Origin of the sequence: Shuttleworthella satelles DSM 14600 (assembly GCF_000160115.1) — a bacterium.
Taxonomy (GTDB): Bacteria; Bacillota; Clostridia; order Lachnospirales; family Lachnospiraceae; genus Shuttleworthia; species Shuttleworthia satelles.
Window position 1 is genome coordinate 128,593 of the sequence record NZ_GG665866.1, and the last position, 19,482, is coordinate 148,074.

Genomic DNA, 19,482 nt, shown 5'->3' on the forward strand with positions numbered 1-19,482 from the left:
CGTCATGTAGCCTGCTCTTTCTTCTAAAGCAGGTTTGTAATGAGGAGGGAAATTCCCGAAATAAAAAGGAAGAGTACCACCAGATACTTGACCGTCCTCTCATTCATCCTGGAGGCAACCTTCATCCCTGCGAAAACCGCTGCAAACATAAAGGGATAGAGCATCAAGGACCTGGTAAATGTCTGCAGGGTAATAATTCCATAGACCAGATATAGAACGATGCGAATCGTCGTCTCCACCACAAATACCATATTCAGATTTGTCTTGAAAGTCTCCGTATCTTCTACATTGTTTCCCATGCCGACCGCCACCAGTGTCCCCACGCCGAACATCCCGAAGATCAGACCCGCGAAGATCTCGAAAATGACGCGAACAGGCCCGCGAAGGGGATGGGATACATTGCTCCGAATATCCAGAAACATCTTCACAGACATCCCAATCACTACCAGGGCGAAAAAAATCTTGACCAGATGCGCGTCCAGGTAGCGAAGAAGATTCACACCGGTAAAAGATCCGATCACAACAACAATCGCTGTCGGAAGCCAGATTCGATAATCCAGCCTGGACCGGTTCCGCAGCGCCAGAATCAGGTTGGAGGGATAGGTTAAAAGCAATTCCACAGGGGAAATATCCACATTATTAGCTGTATAAGACGTTATGGTATCAAATACCAAAGTGTTGCCAAATCCAACCAGGCCTTTGACAAACATGGCCAAAAGGGTGGCAATGATAAATAACCACATATCTTATATCCCTCTTCTATATGACATGACGCAAACTGATCTCTAAACAAATTATTTTTGTGATTGCGAGAATCGGGCTATCCCTTGCGTCCGACGAGTCTCATAATCCCCATAATCGCGCCATACAGCACGCCGGCAACCGGCCAGATAATCCAGCTTCGATCCCACCTTCCGCTAATAAAGCTAAAGGCAAGATATCCGGCGACCGCAAGACTCCAGTAAATTGTTGCGATCGGAGCGTTTCTCCGACTTTCTTCTTTCCGGCTCCTTGTGTAGTCTCCCTCTTCCAGTAGCGTATTCATACTGTCCCAGATGACGCTGACCCTGACAATCATAAACACTCCAGTTGCGATGATTGCAAGTGTAGCACATACCGCGCCGACAACCCGAATATGATCTCCCTCAAACGCTGCGGCAAGAAAAATCGGGATTGCCGCGAGCACACAGAGAACGATCCCGATTGTCAGCCACTGATGGAAGGTTTGCCGAAACTTCTCTCTCTTCTCCCGAACCATCCCCTCTACTCCATATTCAGTATCAAGCGCTGCCGTCCCCAGGTACTCAAAGCGATTGCCCCCGAGTCCTGCAGTCACAAAGAGCGCCACCGCGATACCAATAAGAATCAGAAGAACGGAAACTCCTGCTGCTGCCGTCTGACTCTCCGTCATTGGAAGCCGCCCTTCCTTCTGCAGCGCGGCGAGAATCAGCAGCAGGATCGGAGACAGGATACAAAGCATTACACCCGTCGCTATCCGAATCGAGAATTCTTTTTTACAGGTAAGGAAATCAACGGCTTCTTCCATACTTACTCTAACGGCCTCAGACTCCGTGTCCACAGGTACATTTGTTCCTTCCGGCGCACTGATTTCGTCCTTCAAAAGATAATCCGTGCTCACGGCAAAAACCTCGGACAGTCTGAGAATTTTATTCATATCTGGTACGGATCGTGCACCTTCCCATTTGGAAACAGACTGCCTGCTGACATCCAGCTTCTCGGCAAGTTCCTCCTGTGACCAACCATTCTTCTTCCTGAGATCAATAATTTTATCGGCAAGTATCATAGCAAGAGCTCCTTTCTTGTGTTTGATGGGTAAATCATAGCAATCATGGCGGTTGCACACTATAAAGCAGCCTTGACAATTTTGCTACTCACCATTGTAGAATGCCAAAAACGTGGTTGTCACCCTGCAGAGTCAGCCTTCTTCTCTCCCTATATTGTCTGGGTGGCGTATATCTTCCTTTTGTTTTCCTCGGATGCAAGCCTATGTGTTCTATATTGATCAGGTCTCATCGTTGGCCTCTCTCTTCCTCCCGTTGAGACCAAATAAAACCGCCGGGGGATTCTCCTCAGCGGTTATTGGACGCTCTGCGCAATTGATCAGTCAATCTTAATTGTCCCGTCTACGTAGCCATCCATCAACTTCTTGATGACTGCCGCCTGCCTTTGTCCTCTCTCCTCACAGGCTTTCTTAAATACCTCTGCCTGCCCTTTGTACATACGGAAACTCTTTGTAATGTATCCATTCTTCTGATCCCATCTCTGCTGTGGGGTTAATCCGTCCTTACTCATTGTTTGCTCCTCCTGTCTCTTAGTAGATCGCTTATAAAGTAAATCTAAACAAATCTCCATAATCCGATTCTACAATGATCTTGAAGATCTTTCTGCCCTTAACAGCCACATTGTCATAGGCATCCTCAACATTTCTGAACTTAATCCCTTCGTCCGTATCATAATTTACTAATATACAAGGCTTGAAGTAAAGCGAATGGTTTTCAATCGTCGTCTCCCCGCCTTTCATCTCATGTAAAATGTGTCTTTTGTTATGCTTTCACTTTCTTTCTAACTATACTTTCTCTTTCTTGCTAAGTTATGAAACTATTTATTTTGCGGCCAGTTTCTGCGCAAGAGCATCCTGAAGAACCTGAGAAAAATTAATACCGAGAGCAGTTGCTTCATCATCCATCCAGGCGGGAATAGTGCAGTTTTTTCTTACGGACAGGTTGCGATACTTCCTGCGATATCCGGCAATATCTGCATCAATATAGGTTAACATGCCATCGGAAAAATCAATTTCTCTATCTGCCTTCTCCCTGGCAATTACAACGGCTTTCTTGGCGGATGATGCATCAGGAACAAAATTATCTTCGTCTTGTAGAGTCATCACAAACAAGCTAATTGCGTCTCTCGCCATAGAAATTGCATCAAACTCATCACTCCCCTCTGTCACAATATCAAGATCGGGGACATATGCCAGATATATATCATCGTATTTTTTAATTAAAGTCGGATAAATTACTTTGTCTCTCATGCATTCTCTCCTTCCTCATAGATAACGGATTCTACTCGAGCCTCCACTTTTTGAGAATTGACCTTGCCAATCTTTCGTTTACTTCTCTATGTCTCGGAATGACTTCTCTGTCTTTCCCCCTCACATAGATGTCATGATTTCCTCCGTGAGAAGAAAATTCAAACCCAGCTTCGGTCAATTTTTTGATTAAGTCTTTTTGCTTCATCTTCTCCTCGCTTTTCACGCTTATCATATGCGCGTATAATGCGCATGTCAATATTTGGGGTCACCCGCACTCTTCGTTTCCGTTCTTTTCGCCGTATGTGTATTATCAATGAGACGTAGAAAATACAATAACAGATTTTACACACGAGGATAATCAAATTTTTACATGATATGGTTTCATATTGTTTTCAGATACATATACAGAACCTTGTAACCAACGAAAACCATTTTTAATCATTTGTTTACGAATTATCTCATACGCATTGTTCCAGCTTTCTGTTGGGTAATAAATTTTAAGGGCATTAGTATCAAGGTCAAAAGTTATTTGTTTTCTTGTATTCCAATGTTTGATTCCCTTATTGAAGCTCTGATTTCTGCTAATATATCCTCATTTTCTGTCGGATCACCCTCGTCAATCCAATTCCATGCGCTCAAATAAGACAAAACTCCGTGTTTTTTTCTAATGCAAGCATGCCTAATTGCAAGCAACAAAATAAAGATTCGCCGCCTATATATATAAACCGATAAGGCGTATCGCTTGTGTTTTCGATTTTTCCTGCCCGATTATCAAAAGCCCTATCCGCCGCCTCTGCTAATGCATGCAATATATCCTGCAAGGCGTCCTTACGAACATCAATCACATTTTTATACATTCTTCTTCTCCTTTTCAATATTGATTGCCCGGATGAGATTTTCAATATCCTCGCTATCATCTCCTGTGCTGGATTCCGGCACGCAAAATATGTTGCTAATTTTTGATCAATTTTTGTTCTGGCTCAACTATGTCATAATCCCCCGATGGGCCTTCTCTTATCCTTGCTGATAGTCACGGTATCTGACGTCTGAAAAAGACATCAAGCATAACCCCCAAAACCACATCTACTTACTCTTTACGGCAATCCCTGCAGAGGGTTGGATAATTCATGTTATCACAGAGACGGTTTCTGACATTCCTGTACATCGTCTCCATATCCATCTCCTTTACCTCCTCCTTTTCATTTGTTACTTTTGATCTTACACTCTCCGTGATGACATTATTGGCATTTTTAATAACCGCGCTCTCTTTCTTTGTCTCTGTCGCGTCTTTTTACTTTGTCTCATCCCTCAATATTCCATAATCTGCTCCATCTTTTTCCTCTACCTGATTATCCCACTCTTCTGCGGAAAAATAATCAAAAATAGAGTCAGCAACAATCCATCAACAGGTGCAATCTCTTGCTTTTTTGATGGATCTGGCGTTCTTCAAAAATGGGATCACACCCCGTGTGCGGGGGCACTTGCCTTGATGTCTTCCTGCAGCTTAGTAATCTGTCCCTTGAGATCCCCGATGCTGACGCCGTCAAACTTAGCCAAGATTTCCTTTGCTGTATCAAGCTGAGCCTTGTAGTTGTCCCTATCTCCCTCTACCTTAGCCAGCTTCGCTTTCTCGGCGGCAATATCCTTGCCATTCATGGCAAAGATCTTGTCAATGACATCCTGCTCCAATCCCAGTGCTGTAAGTTCCTCTTTCTTCATGTTTCTTGCTCCTTTCGGTGTTAAGTTGTTTTAAGCCTGTAACTGCTCGCTTCCGACTGACTGTTTTAGGTCTTATCGACTGACCAATAAAAAAGCACCCAGCCGAAGCTAGATGCTTGATTACCCGTATTTTGTCCTACTAGTCACTCTTCCGCGTCAAGAACATTGTCCTCATAAATGTGATCATAAATCCTCTGTACTCTTCGCCCGATCTCGTTATAGTCCTCGTAATCGGGACCGACAAAACCCTTTCTATCGATGAATTTATAGATTACCCTCAAGGTCATATCCAAATTATCCCGATTAATAAAATTTACGGCCTCTGGAATGTTGTTCGTTATATACTTCCTATCTTCTTCTCTGATAATCATTATTTCGATTCCCTTGGATTCACCTGAATTAATCGTTTTTGTACTATGCTGATCGTTACAACGGCCTTCTTTCCGTAGTATGTCCTGCGTAAATCATTTCGTATTACCTCGTCTGGATCAATTTCATCCAGCTTTAACAAAGCACTGCGTACCTTATCCACCGTAACCCCTAATCTCATACCCTTATGAGAAGTAGACGTCTACCCAATCACTCGATCAATGAAGTGTGTGGCATATGACTTGATCTCCACACCATCAACTATAGTCATCCCGACAAGGTTCTCTTCAACCTCTTTTGCAGTCGCCTTGTATACCGTAAAGCTGATATGTAATGGCCTCCTGTTAAGAGGAAAATGACAGGAAATCACATTTGTCTTAACTGAGCACATTCTGAAGAAGCTCCAGACGAATCAGTCCCCGGCCTTGGCCACTCTGATATACGTGGATTCGGATTACTCCTTACCAACAGGTCAATGGTCTGCCGTGAGCCCTGCCATCTAGCAGCGTGGATCACCGTTTCCAGTGCTAACATAGCTTTTTTGCAGGTAGCTCAGACCCATCATGAAGCTGAAGCTCCTTCAGGGTGTTCAGTTGGTTCAGCCGCATGGCGGCTTTGATAACAGCACGACAGTTCCGTCAAGTCCCTGCCGCCGCAGGCAGTGCATCTCCGATGCAACCTTGACGGAGATGGAGGGATGTTATAGTCCTCATGAGGTCTCCCCCGTCATCGTGCCCCCATATGAAGCATGCAAGCTCCCTGGCAATGGATGTCTTTACGATATTGGTGTGTTCTTTCCCCTGTTGAGGGTCAGCCTGTAATAGCGCCGGTGCAGACGTTCGTTTGCCTTGTCAGCATAAGCGATGACTTCCGGCGAGTTACCATACTGGCGCTCTTTCAGCCCTTTGGATTTATACCCGACGGTACCACGGCCATAAGACTGTGCTGCTTCCACAAGAAGCCACCGCACATGTGTGTTTTCAGACTTTGTGATCGATAGCCGGTTGACACCGTCGCCACTTGAAGCCTCTCCAGGAACCAATCCAATAATATAGGAGGCAAATTGCGAGGCTTTCCAAAAACGCTTGAAGACGCCAACTTCCACGATGACTGCCAGGGCCGTCTGTGTCTTGATGCCGAGGAAACAACAGAGTTTCTTTACGCTGTCACGGCAGGCATCCTGGCTGGCCAGCTCCTCGATCCGCTTGTCGATCCGTCCTAGGATATCGGTAAGTTTGTCATAGGTTGCCAGGTATTCGGTGAGGATTTACTTATACAGTGCTTCCGGTGCCAGGCTGCGCAGCCATTTAAGATGGGCGACAGTCCAATGGCTCCCCGAACCGGGATAAACAAACCCACGGCGCAGGCAGAAGGCAAGGATCTGCTGCTTGACCTTCTTGAGTGCCAGCTTGTGGTCGTCCCTCATCCGGATGAATTCCTTGACCTGTTCCTCATCAGCTGTTGGCACATAGACCTCATGGTAGAAATGGTGGGCAAGGCACCGGGCAAACGCTTCGGAATCACGTTTATCCGTTTTCTTCTGGACAGGTGATTTTGCCATTGTAGAAGGTGCAAATAAGATGTCAACTTTATTTATACAGCATCAAATCGTCTGTCAAAGCATTTCAATCCACGGGTCCCATGAGGGACCCGTCCGCCATAACACGTGAGGGGGAGTGGATGCCGAAATTTCAATCCACGGGTCCCATGAGGGACCCGACACCATCATTTGTCCTTTAATGCTCTCGTAATCTATTTCAATCCACGGGTCCCGTGAGGGACCCGACTTCCTTTGGCATCGGTCTTAAATACCCATGTACATTTCAATCCACGGGTCCCGTGAGGGACCCGACGTTGGACGGGAGGGAGCTTGCGGTCTCAATCATTGATTTCAATCCACGGGTCCCGTGAGGGACCCGACTTTCACGTCTAAAAAATATTGTCCAACTAAGATAATTTCAATCCACGGGTCCCGTGAGGGACCCGACGAGACCGCCAGACATTAGACTACTCGTTTTCAATATTTCAATCCACGGGTCCCGTGAGGGACCCGACTAAAATCTGCTCTGCCTGTTTTTCATCCACAGCATTTCAATCCACGGGTCCCGTGAGGGACCCGACCTCGATCTCTCCCACCGCGTTGTCTATGATCTCACATTTCAATCCACGGGTCCCGTGAGGGACCCGACCTTGATAGCGGTATCTCTTTGTTGATGCGTCCGTATTTCAATCCACGGGTCCCGTGAGGGACCCGACCGTCCCAGTGCCCTTTCTCAAAAGCCTTCCTCGTATTTCAATCCACGGGTCCCGTGAGGGACCCGACATGGTCCGTCGATGGGCTGTATATCGGATATAAATTTCAATCCACGGGTCCCGTGAGGGACCCGACTATTTCTGATGCTCAAGGTCGTTTCAATTCACTAATTTCAATCCACGGGTCCCGTGAGGGACCCGACCTGCGGCCATCCTGAATCACTGATCCTTGCAGAGATTTCAATCCACGGGTCCCGTGAGGGACCCGACGAGCCGGCCGCACGATTAGCCCGCTCTCACTCTATTTCAATCCACGGGTCCCGTGAGGGACCCGACGCCCTCTCCGCTGGCTATCCGTTTCTTGTATTCATTTCAATCCACGGGTCCCGTGAGGGACCCGACCATTGAGATCAGTGACGTGTCCGGCCACTTGGCCATTTCAATCCACGGGTCCCGTGAGGGACCCGACACTGTGAATCATCTTCATTTTCAGTCTCCCTGTTTATTTCAATCCACGGGTCCCGTGAGGGACCCGACAAAGTTTTTTGCCGAGCAGCAGGCAGAGCCGACAATTTCAATCCACGGGTCCCGTGAGGGACCCGACATCAATGAATTTATTTAGGACGATACCGACCTGTATTTCAATCCACGGGTCCCGTGAGGGACCCGACAACAAAGATCACGTTGTCCCTGTTCATGATAGAATTTCAATCCACGGGTCCCGTGAGGGACCCGACGTCATAGACACAGATTGGTCAGATGGTGACGGAAATTTCAATCCACGGGTCCCGTGAGGGACCCGACCGACTACAATCGGACACACGGTAGTGCCGATGCATTTCAATCCACGGGTCCCGTGAGGGACCCGACCAGAAGGCGTCCCTGTGCCTACACACTCAATCAATTTCAATCCACGGGTCCCGTGAGGGACCCGACGCGTTATGAGGATCAATGCCGATGCCCTTGAAATTATTTCAATCCACGGGTCCCGTGAGGGACCCGACAGATTGCGGACCGTGTTGATGATCCCATCCACTATTTCAATCCACGGGTCCCGTGAGGGACCCGACGAAAAGATCCATTACGGCGAAGATTACACTGTGATGCTGTATAAATAAAGTTGACATCTTATTCTCAAGGATTTCATTATAATTTAAGAGAATAAGGAGGCGTTTACGGTGGCAACTAACAGACAGTACGATCAGGAGTACAAAATCCAGGCAGTTAAGCTGGCAAAAGAGATTGGCCAGGCAAAAGCTGCACGTGAACTAGGCATCCCCAAAAACACGCTCTATACATGGATACGCGCTAATAGGCTCGGAAATCTGGATCTTGGAGCGGGATCCCAGACCCCCAAAAGTGCTATGACCCTGAATGAGGAGCTGATCACCTTACGTAAGCAGGTCAAAGATCAGGATAAGGAAATTCGTCGTCTTAAAGAAGAAAACGAGTTCCTGGAGGAAGCCAGCGCTTTTTTTGCCGCGAGCCGTCTGAAGTCAGCAAAAATGAAAGACTGAAATATATCACTGTTAAGACAGAAGGCGGCATGATTAAAGGGAAACTTACATTCTACTGTCGGATGCTCCATGTGAGCCGCCAGGCATTCTATAAATACCTGCAACGTAAGGATCGGCCTTGGAAATATCAGAAGCTGGCCGATGCTATGCGGGATATCCTAAAGGAAGATGAATGTAATGATACCTATGGTCGTTCCAGGATGCGTGACGCTCTTCTGCAGAAGAAGCCGAAGGATATCGATATCCCGAGTGAGCGGACCGTCTATCGAGTAATGGAAGAAATCGGCATCAGTCATCGTCCAAAGCGTAAGCCAAATGGAATAACGAAAGCCGACAAGGCTGCTCGTAAATCGGATGATCTGCTCAAGCGGGATTTCAGGTCAACAGAGCCACTGACAAAATGTGTTACGGACATAACCGAAATCAAGGCAAGTGATGGTAAACTCTATGTTTCTGCTATGTTTGACTGCTTCGATCTGGCTGTCTTAGGACTGGCAATGGCTACCAACATGAAGGCCCCGTTGTGTGCCCGAACCCTGAGGAATGCTCATAAGGCTTACCCGGAGATCGAAGGTGCGATCTGCCATAGCGATCGCGGAGTACAGTACACCAGTGATTGCTACCGTAGAGCCGTCCAGGACTGCCATATAACACAGAGCATGAACAGTGATGGTGGCCGTTGCCATGATAATGCTCGTTGCGAGAGCATGTGGGCGAGAATGAAATCTGAACTCTTATATGATCGCTATGATACCGAGAAGATGACTGTAACAGAGCTAAAAGAGCTTATCTGGCGTTACTACATGAGCTACTGGAATAACCGTCGAATCTGTTCCGCAAATGATGGCCTTCCACCCATGGTCAAGAGACAACAATACTATTCATCTTTACAGGAATCAGCTTAGGGTTGTAAATCCTTGAGGAAAATCTGTCAACCATTATTGACAATATCACTGATATTTCAATCCACGGGTCCCGTGAGGGACCCGACGATCATCCTTGGGGTAGTTAGCCCCAAGGGATCCCATTTCAATCCACGGGTCCCGTGAGGGACCCGACGCCGCATTGTCAAAGCTTTCGCTATCCTCACGCATTTCAATCCACGGGTCCCGTGAGGGACCCGACGCAGGATTCGTCTGCACCGCCGATACAAGGGACATTTCAATCCACGGGTCCCGTGAGGGACCCGACGCCCAAAAGCCTTTGATCGCATCAAGTCCAGATCATTTCAATCCACGGGTCCCGTGAGGGACCCGACTGCTTCAAGGCATCAAGCTTTGTCTTTGTCGCTTATTTCAATCCACGGGTCCCGTGAGGGACCCGACAATCACCCCCTTTGCATACTCGTACTGACTATCATTTCAATCCACGGGTCCCGTGAGGGACCCGACGGACTCGCCTAAAAGATCCTGCTTTTGCTTGAGCATTTCAATCCACGGGTCCCGTGAGGGACCCGACGTTTGTCCAGATCCATATCGTCGGACTCGATTATTTCAATCCACGGGTCCCGTGAGGGACCCGACGTTTGTCCAGATCCATATCGTCGGACTCGATTATTTCAATCCACGGGTCCCGTGAGGGACCCGACGAGAAAGCGCCCGATCTCCGTCTCAAGCTTGATATTTCAATCCACGGGTCCCGTGAGGGACCCGACATTGACGGCAGGCATCTCTTACACATCAGAGGGACATTTCAATCCACGGGTCCCGTGAGGGACCCGACTGCTCCGCCAGTAATAAACTGCCTTACGTTATACCATTTCAATCCACGGGTCCCGTGAGGGACCCGACCTCCGTGTATGGGTGTACTTTAACACGTAAAGTAATTTCAATCCACGGGTCCCGTGAGGGACCCGACCTGTTGGGCAAAAAGGACTTATCATCAGTATCCGTATTTCAATCCACGGGTCCCGTGAGGGACCCGACGCTCGCGGATATCGACACTGTGATGTGTCTGAATTTCAATCCACGGGTCCCGTGAGGGACCCGACCCTACAGATTTCACCATTCTTTCCCTTATTCATAAAAATTTCAATCCACGGGTCCCGTGAGGGACCCGACTAGTTCATAATTTCGTCAAGAGACGAGATCATATATTTCAATCCACGGGTCCCGTGAGGGACCCGACTTGACTTGCCACTTCCGGGCGTTCCACGCAAAAATTTCAATCCACGGGTCCCGTGAGGGACCCGACAAATTTAACGATTCGCTATCAGCGTGCCAAATGTATTTCAATCCACGGGTCCCGTGAGGGACCCGACTTCTCCAGCTGGTAGAGATCCATGAGCGACAGTTATTTCAATCCACGGGTCCCGTGAGGGACCCGACGTTGTAAAATCTCCCTATTGGGAGGTACAAAATATTTCAATCCACGGGTCCCGTGAGGGACCCGACCTTTCCGTTCCTGCATCTTCCGGATCACAGACGCCTATTTCAATCCACGGGTCCCGTGAGGGACCCGACATCAAGGAAAGGAAGTCATGAACATGAAGATTACATTTCAATCCACGGGTCCCGTGAGGGACCCGACCGCAATCATGTACAAAAATATAGATGAGAAAATTATACATGATTGACAATTCCCTTCTTTTACATAAAGTCAAGAAAGGAAATAAGTAATAATCCACAAAAGATTACTTTATATATTATCTAAATTGTCATTTATTTATGTGCGAACATCCCAGCAAATTTATGTGAACTATATGTTCGCACACACAACTTAGATTGATAAATAATCATGCTCGGCATCATAGGATTTATGTTTACCATACTGCTCTACACGGGTTGTTCCAGAATTACCCAGATTATAGAAGCGGATGTTATCATCTTCTCCCATCAGTTCACATAATATGCCCTTAAGCATTCGATATTGTGTTGAATCTACCATACATTCAAACACGGACCACTGGACCCGTTGTCCATAATTTTGACAGGTTTTCGCAATTTTCCGCAGTCGTCGTCTTCCTTCAGGAGTCTCTGTATTCACATCATATGTTATTAAGACCAGCACACACATCACCTCCACACAAAAGGTGGATATCCATCGATATCACCTCTAATGAACCTTGCAAGCAGCATCGCTTGAACATATGGGATCAACCCCCATTCTATTTTTTCTTTTAGATAAGGATGCATAATTTTATCTTGCTTCTTTTTTTGCCATGCAATTTGTATCCTCTTCCTGCTTTCACTATCCAGTAGAACGGCTCCACTATCCTGATGTATAAAATCGCGATCAACAACTTCTCCATTATTCACTATTGAAAGAACAAACCGATCCGCAAGGCATGGACGTAATTCCTCAACCAAATCAAGGGCCAGCGATACTCTTCCTGCACGATCTGTGTGCATAAACCCGACATATGGATCAAGCCCAACAGTTTCCAGCGCAGACTGACACATACTGGTCACCATCATATACGTATATGACAATAAAGCATTTATGTTGTCTAACGGAGGTCGTCTGTTGCGCCCATGGAAGAAAAAATGATCCTTATCACGCAATATCAAATCGTCAAAAGAGAAAAAGTAATGTGTTGCTGTTGCCCCTTCCAGGCCTCGTAATACGTCCTTACTCTCCACTGTCACAATCTTCCCAACTGCCTCATACATCTTTTCCATTTGGTCACGAAGTTCGACAGTATTTACACGATCTGGATGATCTCTTACCGCCCTGCTAATCACTTGCCGCTGATTCATAACCTTCCCTACGACCATGTTTCTCGCAATATGACAGCTTCTGCGTTCATCATCTGCTATTCGATATTGTTCTCGCCGCAGCAAAACATTCCCTGATATCCTGCCAACCGGTTTTGCCATAAATCGTCCTGTAGGTGAACAAAGGACAAGATCAATATGCTCTTGTGTACATTTCCCAATCAGCGCAGGCGATGCTCCAGCATATGAAAAGATATAAATCCCCTCCAAGATATGAAGAGGAAATCTTCCTTTTACTTCATCTTCCACTTTAACAACGACATTCTCTCCGTCAAGCGAGGCATAGGCATTTTCTGTTGTGATATATAGTGTATTTAACAATCTTCTCATATCAGTTATCACCACAGATCCTTGTTAAATAGGTCCCAACAGATTCTTTTTCCTGTAATTCCGGCATGCAATTCTCATGCAGCGAGCAAGCGTAACAACACTTCTTCTTCTTGACTTTTGGCGTATAATTTTTCTTGGAAAGATCGTGCATTTCTTCTACTGCACTAATCACTTCATCCCGCAATTGCTCTGACAATTCAACCAACTGTCTTCTGCGATTTTCTCCATAGAAAAGAGCCGCCTCTTTCAGATCACAAGCATACATCTCTTCAAGACACATCGCCTGTGCGCATACCTGCACTTCATCACAGTGCGTTATTTTTGCCCTCCCTCTTTTATACTCAACGGGATATGGCAACCATTTTCCTATCTCTCCTCTCAAAGGAACCCCGGCTTCTGTCTTGTGAAATTCGATGACATCACATTGTCCTGATAGCCCAAGCGCTCTAGAATGAATCGATACACCGCGATCAATAATCAAATTTCCTCTTCTCTCGCGACTTGTCTCATCATGTACGCGCTGATGAAAAAATGCTCCATCAACGGTCTTGGCATTTTCTCTCCATTGGTTTTCGATATGAATTAATGCCCATTGCCTTCTACAAAAGACAAAATGCTGCACCCCGGACAATTGTAGAAAGTCGTCTTCCTCATACTCCATTAATAATCTCTGGCTCCAGTCCCGCTAATGGCATAACCTCAATATCATAATCTTCAATGCTCGAAGGGGTCGTTACACCCTCTTTTATCTCAATTTTCACTGACCGGTGAACTTTTGCAGACGAATACTGCCCCTCCTTACAATTATGCTTCCACCAATATACTTTAATTATTTCCATTGAGCCGTCTGGTCTTGCTGAAGAAGCATCATTTACAAATAATGTCCTCAGACACTCCTTGACTTTTTCTGCGTCTTCCTCTGAAAAACCAGTTTTTTCAGCAAGCTGTACGTTAATAGCTCCTTTTATCAAATATACACCGTATTTCACATAGTGCTTCATTCCCATTGTATCTGAAGTTCTTTTTTCTGCAGTTTCTCCGTTGACACTTTTAGTAATCTGCATAGATTCAACTTCTACTGGAGACACACTCACTGCCTGATGTATAGATACTGGCCCTCGAATCCCAAGAGACTCACCGCCACTCTCCTTTTTCTCATTTTTGAACGCGAACACTTGTCCAAATGATCTTACATCAATCCATTGTTTACAAGCTTCTTCCGCATATTTCTCACGCCCTAGCGCTTTAACTTCTCCCAAAACCTTTTTTGCTCGATCATGCAAACTCTTGCAGTCATCATCTCTTCTATCCTCCGATTGAACAAATAGCATGTTCCCCATATCCTGCATTCGATTTCGGATCTTTCTCTTAATACAGACATCTGAAATTTCCCCATACCCATCATAGTCTACTCGGGGTCGATTCTCGTTTAATGGATCTCCATTAGGGTTCGCATTTTTAACTTCCGCAATCACAACAAAATCTATCTTATTCTGCAAAGTACCCATGATTATTCCTCCTTGATCATCCTTCCACTTCTTCATCATTCTTTTTTGCAGAGTACAAACTCTTTCTCTGCAAATAATACCCCATCAGATATGTATCCCCTAATGGCTTGTTCCATTCTTCCTTAGGTGACTCATAAATTTGTTCCAGAATCTGAGCTATCAGATTTTTGTAAAATATCTTAATGCCATTACTTTTAAGTCTTGGGAAATACGCCCGCTCCATTTGTCGATCCAGTTCACCTGCATAGTGTAACGGTTGGCGACTGTATACTGATTGGAGTCGTATCGCACTCGGTTCCCTCATAGTTCCTTGCTCATAGGTGTCTCTTTCTATCTTTTCGTAAACTGCTAACAATCTGCCAAATTGATAGCTTCTGTCACATCTCATTTGGTCTAATTCCATACTAATTTCCTTCCCTCCATGATCTATGTGATATTTTCGTATTACTGCACAAGCAATACTCAATAAGTTTCTTCGCGTATTCCTCCCATACCGAATTAGACTTGATGCACGTTGCTCTAAAGATTGTACTATATCAACAGGGAAAAAGGTTTCTCCCATCCTACAATGAGCCAGTCGATCACATTGTGCTTTCAATACTTTCTCAGCAATTCTTATCTTCCCCTTCCCTGTTCGATCTTGCTCATTCCCATAAGCAAACTCTACGATACTTTCTATTGATGGCGCGCGAATCACTTCCTTCAAATCAAAGTACCAGCAACATGACTGATCCCATTTTACAAGATGTTCAAAGTAATCCATCGTCGCCATTTCTCGGTATGCTGTTATAGCAAGCCTTCCGGGTATAGCAGCGTCAAATTCCACTATAACAACTTCAGATGCAGGCAGTTTCTTAGTCTCTGTCTTATATCCCCACAAAGCGTCTGATAATTGTTTCTGATAATTTGATGGTTCGGTGCTAGTCTCATCTGGAATTCCAAAAAAATCCAAAACTGACTTCTCCAAAGATGGAACCTTGACCCCTTCAGGGGACCAGCACAAGAAGGATCTCTTTCCTATGACGACACCCTGGTTCGTAATAAGCCATTTTAAGGCGTTATGTACTTTTTGTGATGCCTCATAACTCACTGTCATTGCTTCATCTGCAGTGCAAAATCTGCCCCGGTAGGTAAAATTGTCAGTGTCATTAGAAGAAATCAATCTTGCTTGACTCTTATATGAAAACACTCCTCTCATATGTAGATTCGCAGATTTAGCATAATTCCCTGTCACCATACAATATTCTTTTTTTGATTTCATTATAGATTCAGCAAAGCAAGAATACTTTTTCATTAACCCTATGTCTTTCCAAACACAAGGTTCATCTCCAGCTCCAAGAACACGCCAAATGACAAGCATATCTAAACACGTTTTGTTGACATTTCCCTCCTTATCAATTTTTACAATCCCTGATTTAATTAAATCAGGGATCAATGTTTGTCTACTGATATATTGATATACCGCCTCGACTTTCAGATCAGTCCATTCTGAGTTTCTCCAAGCATCTAATTGCTCACAGAATGCTTGGTGCTTTTCATTTGCTACACCTTCCATTACAGTCAAATACTCAACTTTGTCACATAATGGATGTGCGGCTATACCACTTGTCCGCGATGCCGACTTCTCTGTAACTGGGATAATAACCTTTCCTAAGTTACTATCTCGTTCCGCAACGCTTATAAAGTATCCATTCTTATCAATAGTAACCTCTAAATTTGCATTCGTCACAATATGCCCGACTGGCGCCAGTGGCTCCCTATCACCCTCATATTCCCCTACTAAATCCAAATTATTCTCATACGTAGCAAGTGCCTGTTGAAATAACCCCATATCTCCATCACCCCTCTTCAATTAAGATATTGCCCCGGCTGTCAGAGAATGTCTTCATCTCAGCCTTACGAATCATCTTATGTTGAGGGCAATTTTCCGGCCTTAAAAATTCGATAATTCCTTTTTTCATTACTGGCCTCCAAAGATTAACGGTAATTCTTCCCTGAGTATCCTTTGAATATGCTTCGTCAGGATATGTAATTCCATGATACATAACTCCAAAATCCCACTCATTAATATCATCATATACAGATGACCCTTCTCCAAATTTGCGTGGCTCCACATATCCCTGACACTCTCTTGTTCCAAGAAAAATATCTCTTCTTCCTCCGCGTTCTACCATTCTCCTTGCTATGTTGTGATGTTTGTTTTCATTTCTATCCTTCATAAGTTCTGGACGATTACCATTCCATTCAAAATGAGCCCGAACCTGATATCTTACATTCTTCAGATATGTGTAGAAGGAGAGAGTGTTCCCGCCGTTCATCTTGATCGGGCGAATCCCCTTTGTTTCGGTTTGAATCGGATTCATAACACGAACTTCATCAATATACCAAATAAAAGTTGGCTTCCAATAAATTGAGGATACTATTCCTTTTAATGCCTCATATGTTGGGATCTGATAGCTGCATTTCTCTCCGCCAACTCGCATAACAGGATCCGAAAACAGAGCATACCTTCCATAAACTTCAAACTCAACAACATTCGCATGTGTTATTTTCATCTCTTATACCCTCAGATATCCATTCTTCTGTTCATCAAACACAACACCCGTATCAGGCTCGTAAAAACCTTCTGCCAAACAATAGACATCTAAATTATTACTCATTCGAATAATTGCATTCCTACTCTCCAAAGCTTTTTTCTGGTAAGGATAGAGTGTCACGGTATAGTTTCTAGCTTCCCGAAGAAGTTCCATCGGATTTAATTCTACATTTTCAGAGCAAAGGTCTGCAATTATTTCTTTCCCTTTTTTGTAAGGAACAATTACATCCAATGTATCATCCCCAAATATACTAAAATACTTGCCAGCTAGGCGAAACGCCTGTTTTAAAAGTTGATACTCTTTTCCAGGCATCTTCTCATTTCTACTCAGTAATGAGAAAACTGTATAGCTTTTGTTTGGGATTAAATTATCTTGATATCCCTTAAGCTTTCGCATTGCTTGATAGAGATACCGATAATATGTGTCAATTGCCTTCTTGGAAGAAACTTCACTGTCAAACTTACCCGGAAATTGCTCGTATTCATAAAGCAATTGTATCGTGGCATCTTTTCCTCTCTGAATATCATGCAAATAGTTGAGATTTTCATCCATACAATTGATCATATAAACTGGTCTTATAGAATCACTTTCATGATTACGATTGCAACGCCCCGCTGCCTGCACTATGGAATCCATTCCAGCCATGAATCGGATTACCATCTCAAACGAAATATCTACTCCCGCTTCAATCACTTGTGTGGAAATACAAATAACAGTACCCTGTTTTCCCTCTTTAATGGTGTGCATCCCGTCAAGTAGACAATTGAAAAACAAAAAAGTTTTCCTGTCCGGCATTAATGCCGGGCAGTTTTCATGCTGTCCCCAACAGTTTTATTTCATGGTATTCCATTGGGGTCATGACTTTCAGTTTTCTCTGTACACGTTTGCCCGTATAATAGGTCATATATTTTTCAATTGCTTTAAGAAGTTCTTCTTTCATTCTGAACTTACGCCCATAGTACATTTACACGTTTCATGATTCCCCAGAAGCCTTCCATAGGCCCGTTATCAATACAGTGCGCCACTCTTGACATGCTTTGAGTCATCCCTGCGTCCACGACTTTCCGTCGGAACTCTTTTGATGTGTATTGGTATCCTCTGTCACTATGAAAAATAGGGGTTGCTCCTGGAGCGCTCTCTATAGCCTTATTAAACGTTGTGAATACAAGCGAATTATCATTGTGATTGCCATAAACATAAGCAACTGGTCGCCTGTCGCACAGATCCAGTATAACACTCAGATAAATCTTCCCTTTCCTCTCATCTTCACCGGTGCCATATTTGAATTCACTGACGTCTGTAACCCATTTTTCATTCAGTTTGTCAGAATGGAATTCCCTGTTCAAAATGTTTTCTGCTATGTATGCCGGATCAGAGGCCGGTTTTGTGCAGCAGTTATAGCGATGTTTTATGATGGAGCGGATCTTCTTTTTTCGGCATATACGGAGAACGCGCTTGTCGTTAACACGGATATCGTAATCATGCTCCAGCGTGTCACGAATACGCCTGTATCCCATATCCGGATGCTCCTCATGGATCTGATTCACTTTTTCGGCTATACGCTTGTTAAGAACGTCATTTTCATTATCCGGCCTGCTTTTCCATTTGTAGTATGAAGTCCTGGTGATATGCCCGAGTCTGCACAAGCGACTTACAGGATAATCCGGATGTTCCTCGATAAGCTCTTTTATTGTGATATAGATATCCAGATGCCGTGTCCGTTTCAGCGTCACCTCCTCTCGACGGCATTGAGTTTTTTTTAAGAAGTTGATCTCCATTTGCTGTTGCTTGGTCTGCGCTTTAAGCAGCCTGTTTTCTGCTTGAAGTCTTTCCGTTTCGGTCAGTTCTTCCATCGGCTTGCTCCGGCCGCGGCGGTCATACAGTCCTTCAACACCTCGTTCTTCATATTTCTTTACCCAAGTATAGACTTGGCCATAAGAACAGTCATACTCCTTTGCTGTAAGCGCATAGTTCATGGCGTTGGCAGTACAGTGCTCCACAATCGCTATTCGCTCATCCAGAGTCGTTTTCCTGCCCTTGTTATCTTTAACCATGAGATAATCACCTTTCGGACGTGATTCGGTCAATTCCTCATGGTTATTATATGCCTTCACCCAGCTTCCGATAGTACTCGGTGCCAAAATCCCATGTTTTTTTGCAAGTGACTGCCGGGTTATTCCTCCGGCCATGTACTCCTTTACAACCATCTCCTTAAAATCTGCGGAATAGTTGCACAGATCACTGTTATGTGCTTCTAAGCCTTCCTCGCCCCATGCATCAAAGACATGCCACCAGCGTCTAATGATACTTGCCTCTATGCCATAGGTCTTTCCTAATCTCCAAAAAGATACTCCCTGCTCCTCATGTTCTTTCAATACCTTAAGCTTGAATTCTTTCGTGTACTTCCTTCTCGACATGACA

21 protein-coding genes and 2 CRISPR repeat arrays are annotated in these 19,482 nt (G+C 44.9%); of the genes, 2 read left to right on the top strand and 19 right to left on the bottom strand.

The features are described from left to right. Nucleotides 1-23: 23 nt before the first annotated feature. The 10 genes from GCWU000342_RS00560 to GCWU000342_RS10345 form a co-directional block, all read right to left on the bottom strand. Nucleotides 24-743 carry a sulfite exporter TauE/SafE family protein gene (locus GCWU000342_RS00560; protein WP_006905184.1) on the bottom strand — a complete coding sequence of 240 codons (720 nt, stop codon included), beginning with the start codon at nt 741-743 and terminating at the stop codon, nt 24-26. 77 nt (nt 744-820) lie between these two features. Next, on the bottom strand, nt 821-1,804 hold the full coding sequence (locus GCWU000342_RS00565) for a helix-turn-helix domain-containing protein (protein ID WP_006905185.1): 984 nt from the start codon (nt 1,802-1,804) through the stop codon (nt 821-823). 317 nt (nt 1,805-2,121) lie between these two features. Beyond that, nucleotides 2,122-2,313, bottom strand: a complete 192-nt coding sequence (locus tag GCWU000342_RS00570; RefSeq protein WP_006905187.1) for a hypothetical protein — start codon at nt 2,311-2,313, stop codon at nt 2,122-2,124. A 310-nt stretch (nt 2,314-2,623) separates the two neighbouring features. Continuing rightward, a complete protein-coding gene (locus tag GCWU000342_RS00580; protein WP_006905189.1) occupies nt 2,624-3,052 on the bottom strand; it encodes a type II toxin-antitoxin system HicB family antitoxin in 429 nt (142 codons plus the stop codon). 31 nt (nt 3,053-3,083) lie between these two features. After that, complete coding sequence (locus GCWU000342_RS10945) at nt 3,084-3,257, bottom strand: type II toxin-antitoxin system HicA family toxin (protein WP_045000032.1); 174 nt, start codon at nt 3,255-3,257, stop codon at nt 3,084-3,086. Between the two features lie 430 nt (nt 3,258-3,687). Next, nucleotides 3,688-3,909: a hypothetical protein gene (locus tag GCWU000342_RS00590; protein WP_242649955.1), complete on the bottom strand. Its 222-nt coding sequence runs from the start codon at nt 3,907-3,909 to the stop codon at nt 3,688-3,690. 601 nt (nt 3,910-4,510) lie between these two features. Continuing rightward, a complete protein-coding gene (locus tag GCWU000342_RS00595; protein ID WP_006905193.1) occupies nt 4,511-4,771 on the bottom strand; it encodes a phage scaffolding protein in 261 nt (86 codons plus the stop codon). Nucleotides 4,772-4,914: 143 nt separating this feature from the next. Beyond that, the gene (locus GCWU000342_RS10335) at nt 4,915-5,058 is read right to left on the bottom strand and encodes a hypothetical protein (protein WP_156784452.1); all 144 of its coding nucleotides are present in this window, start codon (nt 5,056-5,058) and stop codon (nt 4,915-4,917) included. A gap of 857 nt (nt 5,059-5,915) precedes the next feature. Then, entirely contained in the window at nt 5,916-6,245 is a 330-nt protein-coding gene (locus GCWU000342_RS10340) for a transposase (RefSeq protein WP_006905198.1), read from the bottom strand. A 162-nt stretch (nt 6,246-6,407) separates the two neighbouring features. Then, nucleotides 6,408-6,608 (bottom strand): hypothetical protein, encoded by a 201-nt coding sequence (locus GCWU000342_RS10345; RefSeq protein WP_049921435.1) that lies wholly within the window; start codon nt 6,606-6,608, stop codon nt 6,408-6,410. A 154-nt stretch (nt 6,609-6,762) separates the two neighbouring features. Continuing rightward, nucleotides 6,763-8,463: direct repeats of the CRISPR family, unit length 33 nt; unit sequence ATTTCAATCCACGGGTCCCGTGAGGGACCCGAC. A gap of 108 nt (nt 8,464-8,571) precedes the next feature. On the opposite strand from GCWU000342_RS10345, the gene GCWU000342_RS00610 reads away from it, so the two are divergent. After that, the gene (locus tag GCWU000342_RS00610) at nt 8,572-8,910 is read left to right on the top strand and encodes a transposase (RefSeq protein ID WP_006905209.1); all 339 of its coding nucleotides are present in this window, start codon (nt 8,572-8,574) and stop codon (nt 8,908-8,910) included. A gap of 29 nt (nt 8,911-8,939) precedes the next feature. Further along, a complete protein-coding gene (locus GCWU000342_RS00615) occupies nt 8,940-9,815 on the top strand; it encodes an IS3 family transposase (protein WP_006905210.1) in 876 nt (291 codons plus the stop codon). 53 nt (nt 9,816-9,868) lie between these two features. Further along, nucleotides 9,869-11,439: direct repeats of the CRISPR family, unit length 33 nt; unit sequence ATTTCAATCCACGGGTCCCGTGAGGGACCCGAC. Between the two features lie 189 nt (nt 11,440-11,628). Here the strand turns inward: GCWU000342_RS00615 and cas2 are convergent. From cas2 to GCWU000342_RS10355, 9 genes are read right to left on the bottom strand one after another with little or no spacing between them, the layout of a single operon-like run. Then, a complete protein-coding gene (gene cas2, locus GCWU000342_RS00620; protein WP_045000475.1) occupies nt 11,629-11,919 on the bottom strand; it encodes a CRISPR-associated endonuclease Cas2 in 291 nt (96 codons plus the stop codon). Between the two features lie 5 nt (nt 11,920-11,924). Beyond that, nucleotides 11,925-12,956, bottom strand: a complete 1,032-nt coding sequence (cas1c, locus tag GCWU000342_RS00625) for a type I-C CRISPR-associated endonuclease Cas1c (protein WP_006905216.1) — start codon at nt 12,954-12,956, stop codon at nt 11,925-11,927. A gap of 1 nt (nt 12,957) precedes the next feature. Then, nucleotides 12,958-13,617, bottom strand: coding sequence for a CRISPR-associated protein Cas4 (gene cas4 / locus GCWU000342_RS00630; protein ID WP_006905217.1), 660 nt, complete (start codon nt 13,615-13,617; stop codon nt 12,958-12,960). Continuing rightward, complete coding sequence (gene cas7c / locus GCWU000342_RS00635; RefSeq protein WP_045000048.1) at nt 13,607-14,464, bottom strand: type I-C CRISPR-associated protein Cas7/Csd2; 858 nt, start codon at nt 14,462-14,464, stop codon at nt 13,607-13,609. The genes cas4 and cas7c overlap by 11 nt, the downstream gene beginning before the upstream one ends. Nucleotides 14,465-14,480: 16 nt before the next feature. Next, nucleotides 14,481-16,295 carry a type I-C CRISPR-associated protein Cas8c/Csd1 gene (gene cas8c, locus GCWU000342_RS00640; RefSeq protein ID WP_006905219.1) on the bottom strand — a complete coding sequence of 605 codons (1,815 nt, stop codon included), beginning with the start codon at nt 16,293-16,295 and terminating at the stop codon, nt 14,481-14,483. Nucleotides 16,296-16,302: 7 nt separating this feature from the next. Next, nucleotides 16,303-17,019, bottom strand: coding sequence for a type I-C CRISPR-associated protein Cas5c (cas5c, locus tag GCWU000342_RS00645; RefSeq protein WP_006905220.1), 717 nt, complete (start codon nt 17,017-17,019; stop codon nt 16,303-16,305). 3 nt (nt 17,020-17,022) lie between these two features. Next, the gene (locus GCWU000342_RS00650; RefSeq protein ID WP_156784454.1) at nt 17,023-17,835 is read right to left on the bottom strand and encodes a hypothetical protein; all 813 of its coding nucleotides are present in this window, start codon (nt 17,833-17,835) and stop codon (nt 17,023-17,025) included. A gap of 37 nt (nt 17,836-17,872) precedes the next feature. Beyond that, nucleotides 17,873-18,025: an IS3 family transposase gene (locus GCWU000342_RS11030; RefSeq protein WP_006905222.1), complete on the bottom strand. Its 153-nt coding sequence runs from the start codon at nt 18,023-18,025 to the stop codon at nt 17,873-17,875. Continuing rightward, entirely contained in the window at nt 18,009-19,478 is a 1,470-nt protein-coding gene (locus GCWU000342_RS10355) for an IS3 family transposase (RefSeq protein WP_169304652.1), read from the bottom strand. Before GCWU000342_RS10355 ends, GCWU000342_RS11030 begins: the two co-directional genes overlap by 17 nt. Nucleotides 19,479-19,482 lie beyond the last annotated feature (4 nt).

Excerpts from the sequence above, each read along its gene's own strand:
- GCWU000342_RS00560 (WP_006905184.1), bottom strand. The coding sequence starts at position 743 with ATGTGGTTATTTATCATTGCCACCCTTTTGGCCATGTTTGTCAAAGGC.
- GCWU000342_RS00565 (WP_006905185.1), bottom strand. The coding sequence starts at position 1,804 with ATGATACTTGCCGATAAAATTATTGATCTCAGGAAGAAGAATGGTTGG.
- GCWU000342_RS00570 (WP_006905187.1), bottom strand. The coding sequence starts at position 2,313 with ATGAGTAAGGACGGATTAACCCCACAGCAGAGATGGGATCAGAAGAAT.
- GCWU000342_RS00580 (WP_006905189.1), bottom strand. The coding sequence starts at position 3,052 with ATGAGAGACAAAGTAATTTATCCGACTTTAATTAAAAAATACGATGAT.
- GCWU000342_RS10945 (WP_045000032.1), bottom strand. The coding sequence starts at position 3,257 with ATGAAGCAAAAAGACTTAATCAAAAAATTGACCGAAGCTGGGTTTGAA.
- GCWU000342_RS00590 (WP_242649955.1), bottom strand. The coding sequence starts at position 3,909 with ATGTATAAAAATGTGATTGATGTTCGTAAGGACGCCTTGCAGGATATA.
- GCWU000342_RS00595 (WP_006905193.1), bottom strand. The coding sequence starts at position 4,771 with ATGAAGAAAGAGGAACTTACAGCACTGGGATTGGAGCAGGATGTCATT.
- GCWU000342_RS10335 (WP_156784452.1), bottom strand. The coding sequence starts at position 5,058 with ATGACCTTGAGGGTAATCTATAAATTCATCGATAGAAAGGGTTTTGTC.
- GCWU000342_RS00615 (WP_006905210.1), top strand. The coding sequence starts at position 8,940 with ATGATTAAAGGGAAACTTACATTCTACTGTCGGATGCTCCATGTGAGC.
- cas1c (WP_006905216.1), bottom strand. The coding sequence starts at position 12,956 with ATGAGAAGATTGTTAAATACACTATATATCACAACAGAAAATGCCTAT.
- cas4 (WP_006905217.1), bottom strand. The coding sequence starts at position 13,617 with ATGGAGTATGAGGAAGACGACTTTCTACAATTGTCCGGGGTGCAGCAT.
- cas7c (WP_045000048.1), bottom strand. The coding sequence starts at position 14,464 with ATGGGTACTTTGCAGAATAAGATAGATTTTGTTGTGATTGCGGAAGTT.
- cas8c (WP_006905219.1), bottom strand. The coding sequence starts at position 16,295 with ATGGGGTTATTTCAACAGGCACTTGCTACGTATGAGAATAATTTGGAT.
- cas5c (WP_006905220.1), bottom strand. The coding sequence starts at position 17,019 with ATGAAAATAACACATGCGAATGTTGTTGAGTTTGAAGTTTATGGAAGG.
- GCWU000342_RS11030 (WP_006905222.1), bottom strand. The coding sequence starts at position 18,025 with ATGTACTATGGGCGTAAGTTCAGAATGAAAGAAGAACTTCTTAAAGCA.
- GCWU000342_RS10355 (WP_169304652.1), bottom strand. The coding sequence starts at position 19,478 with ATGTCGAGAAGGAAGTACACGAAAGAATTCAAGCTTAAGGTATTGAAA.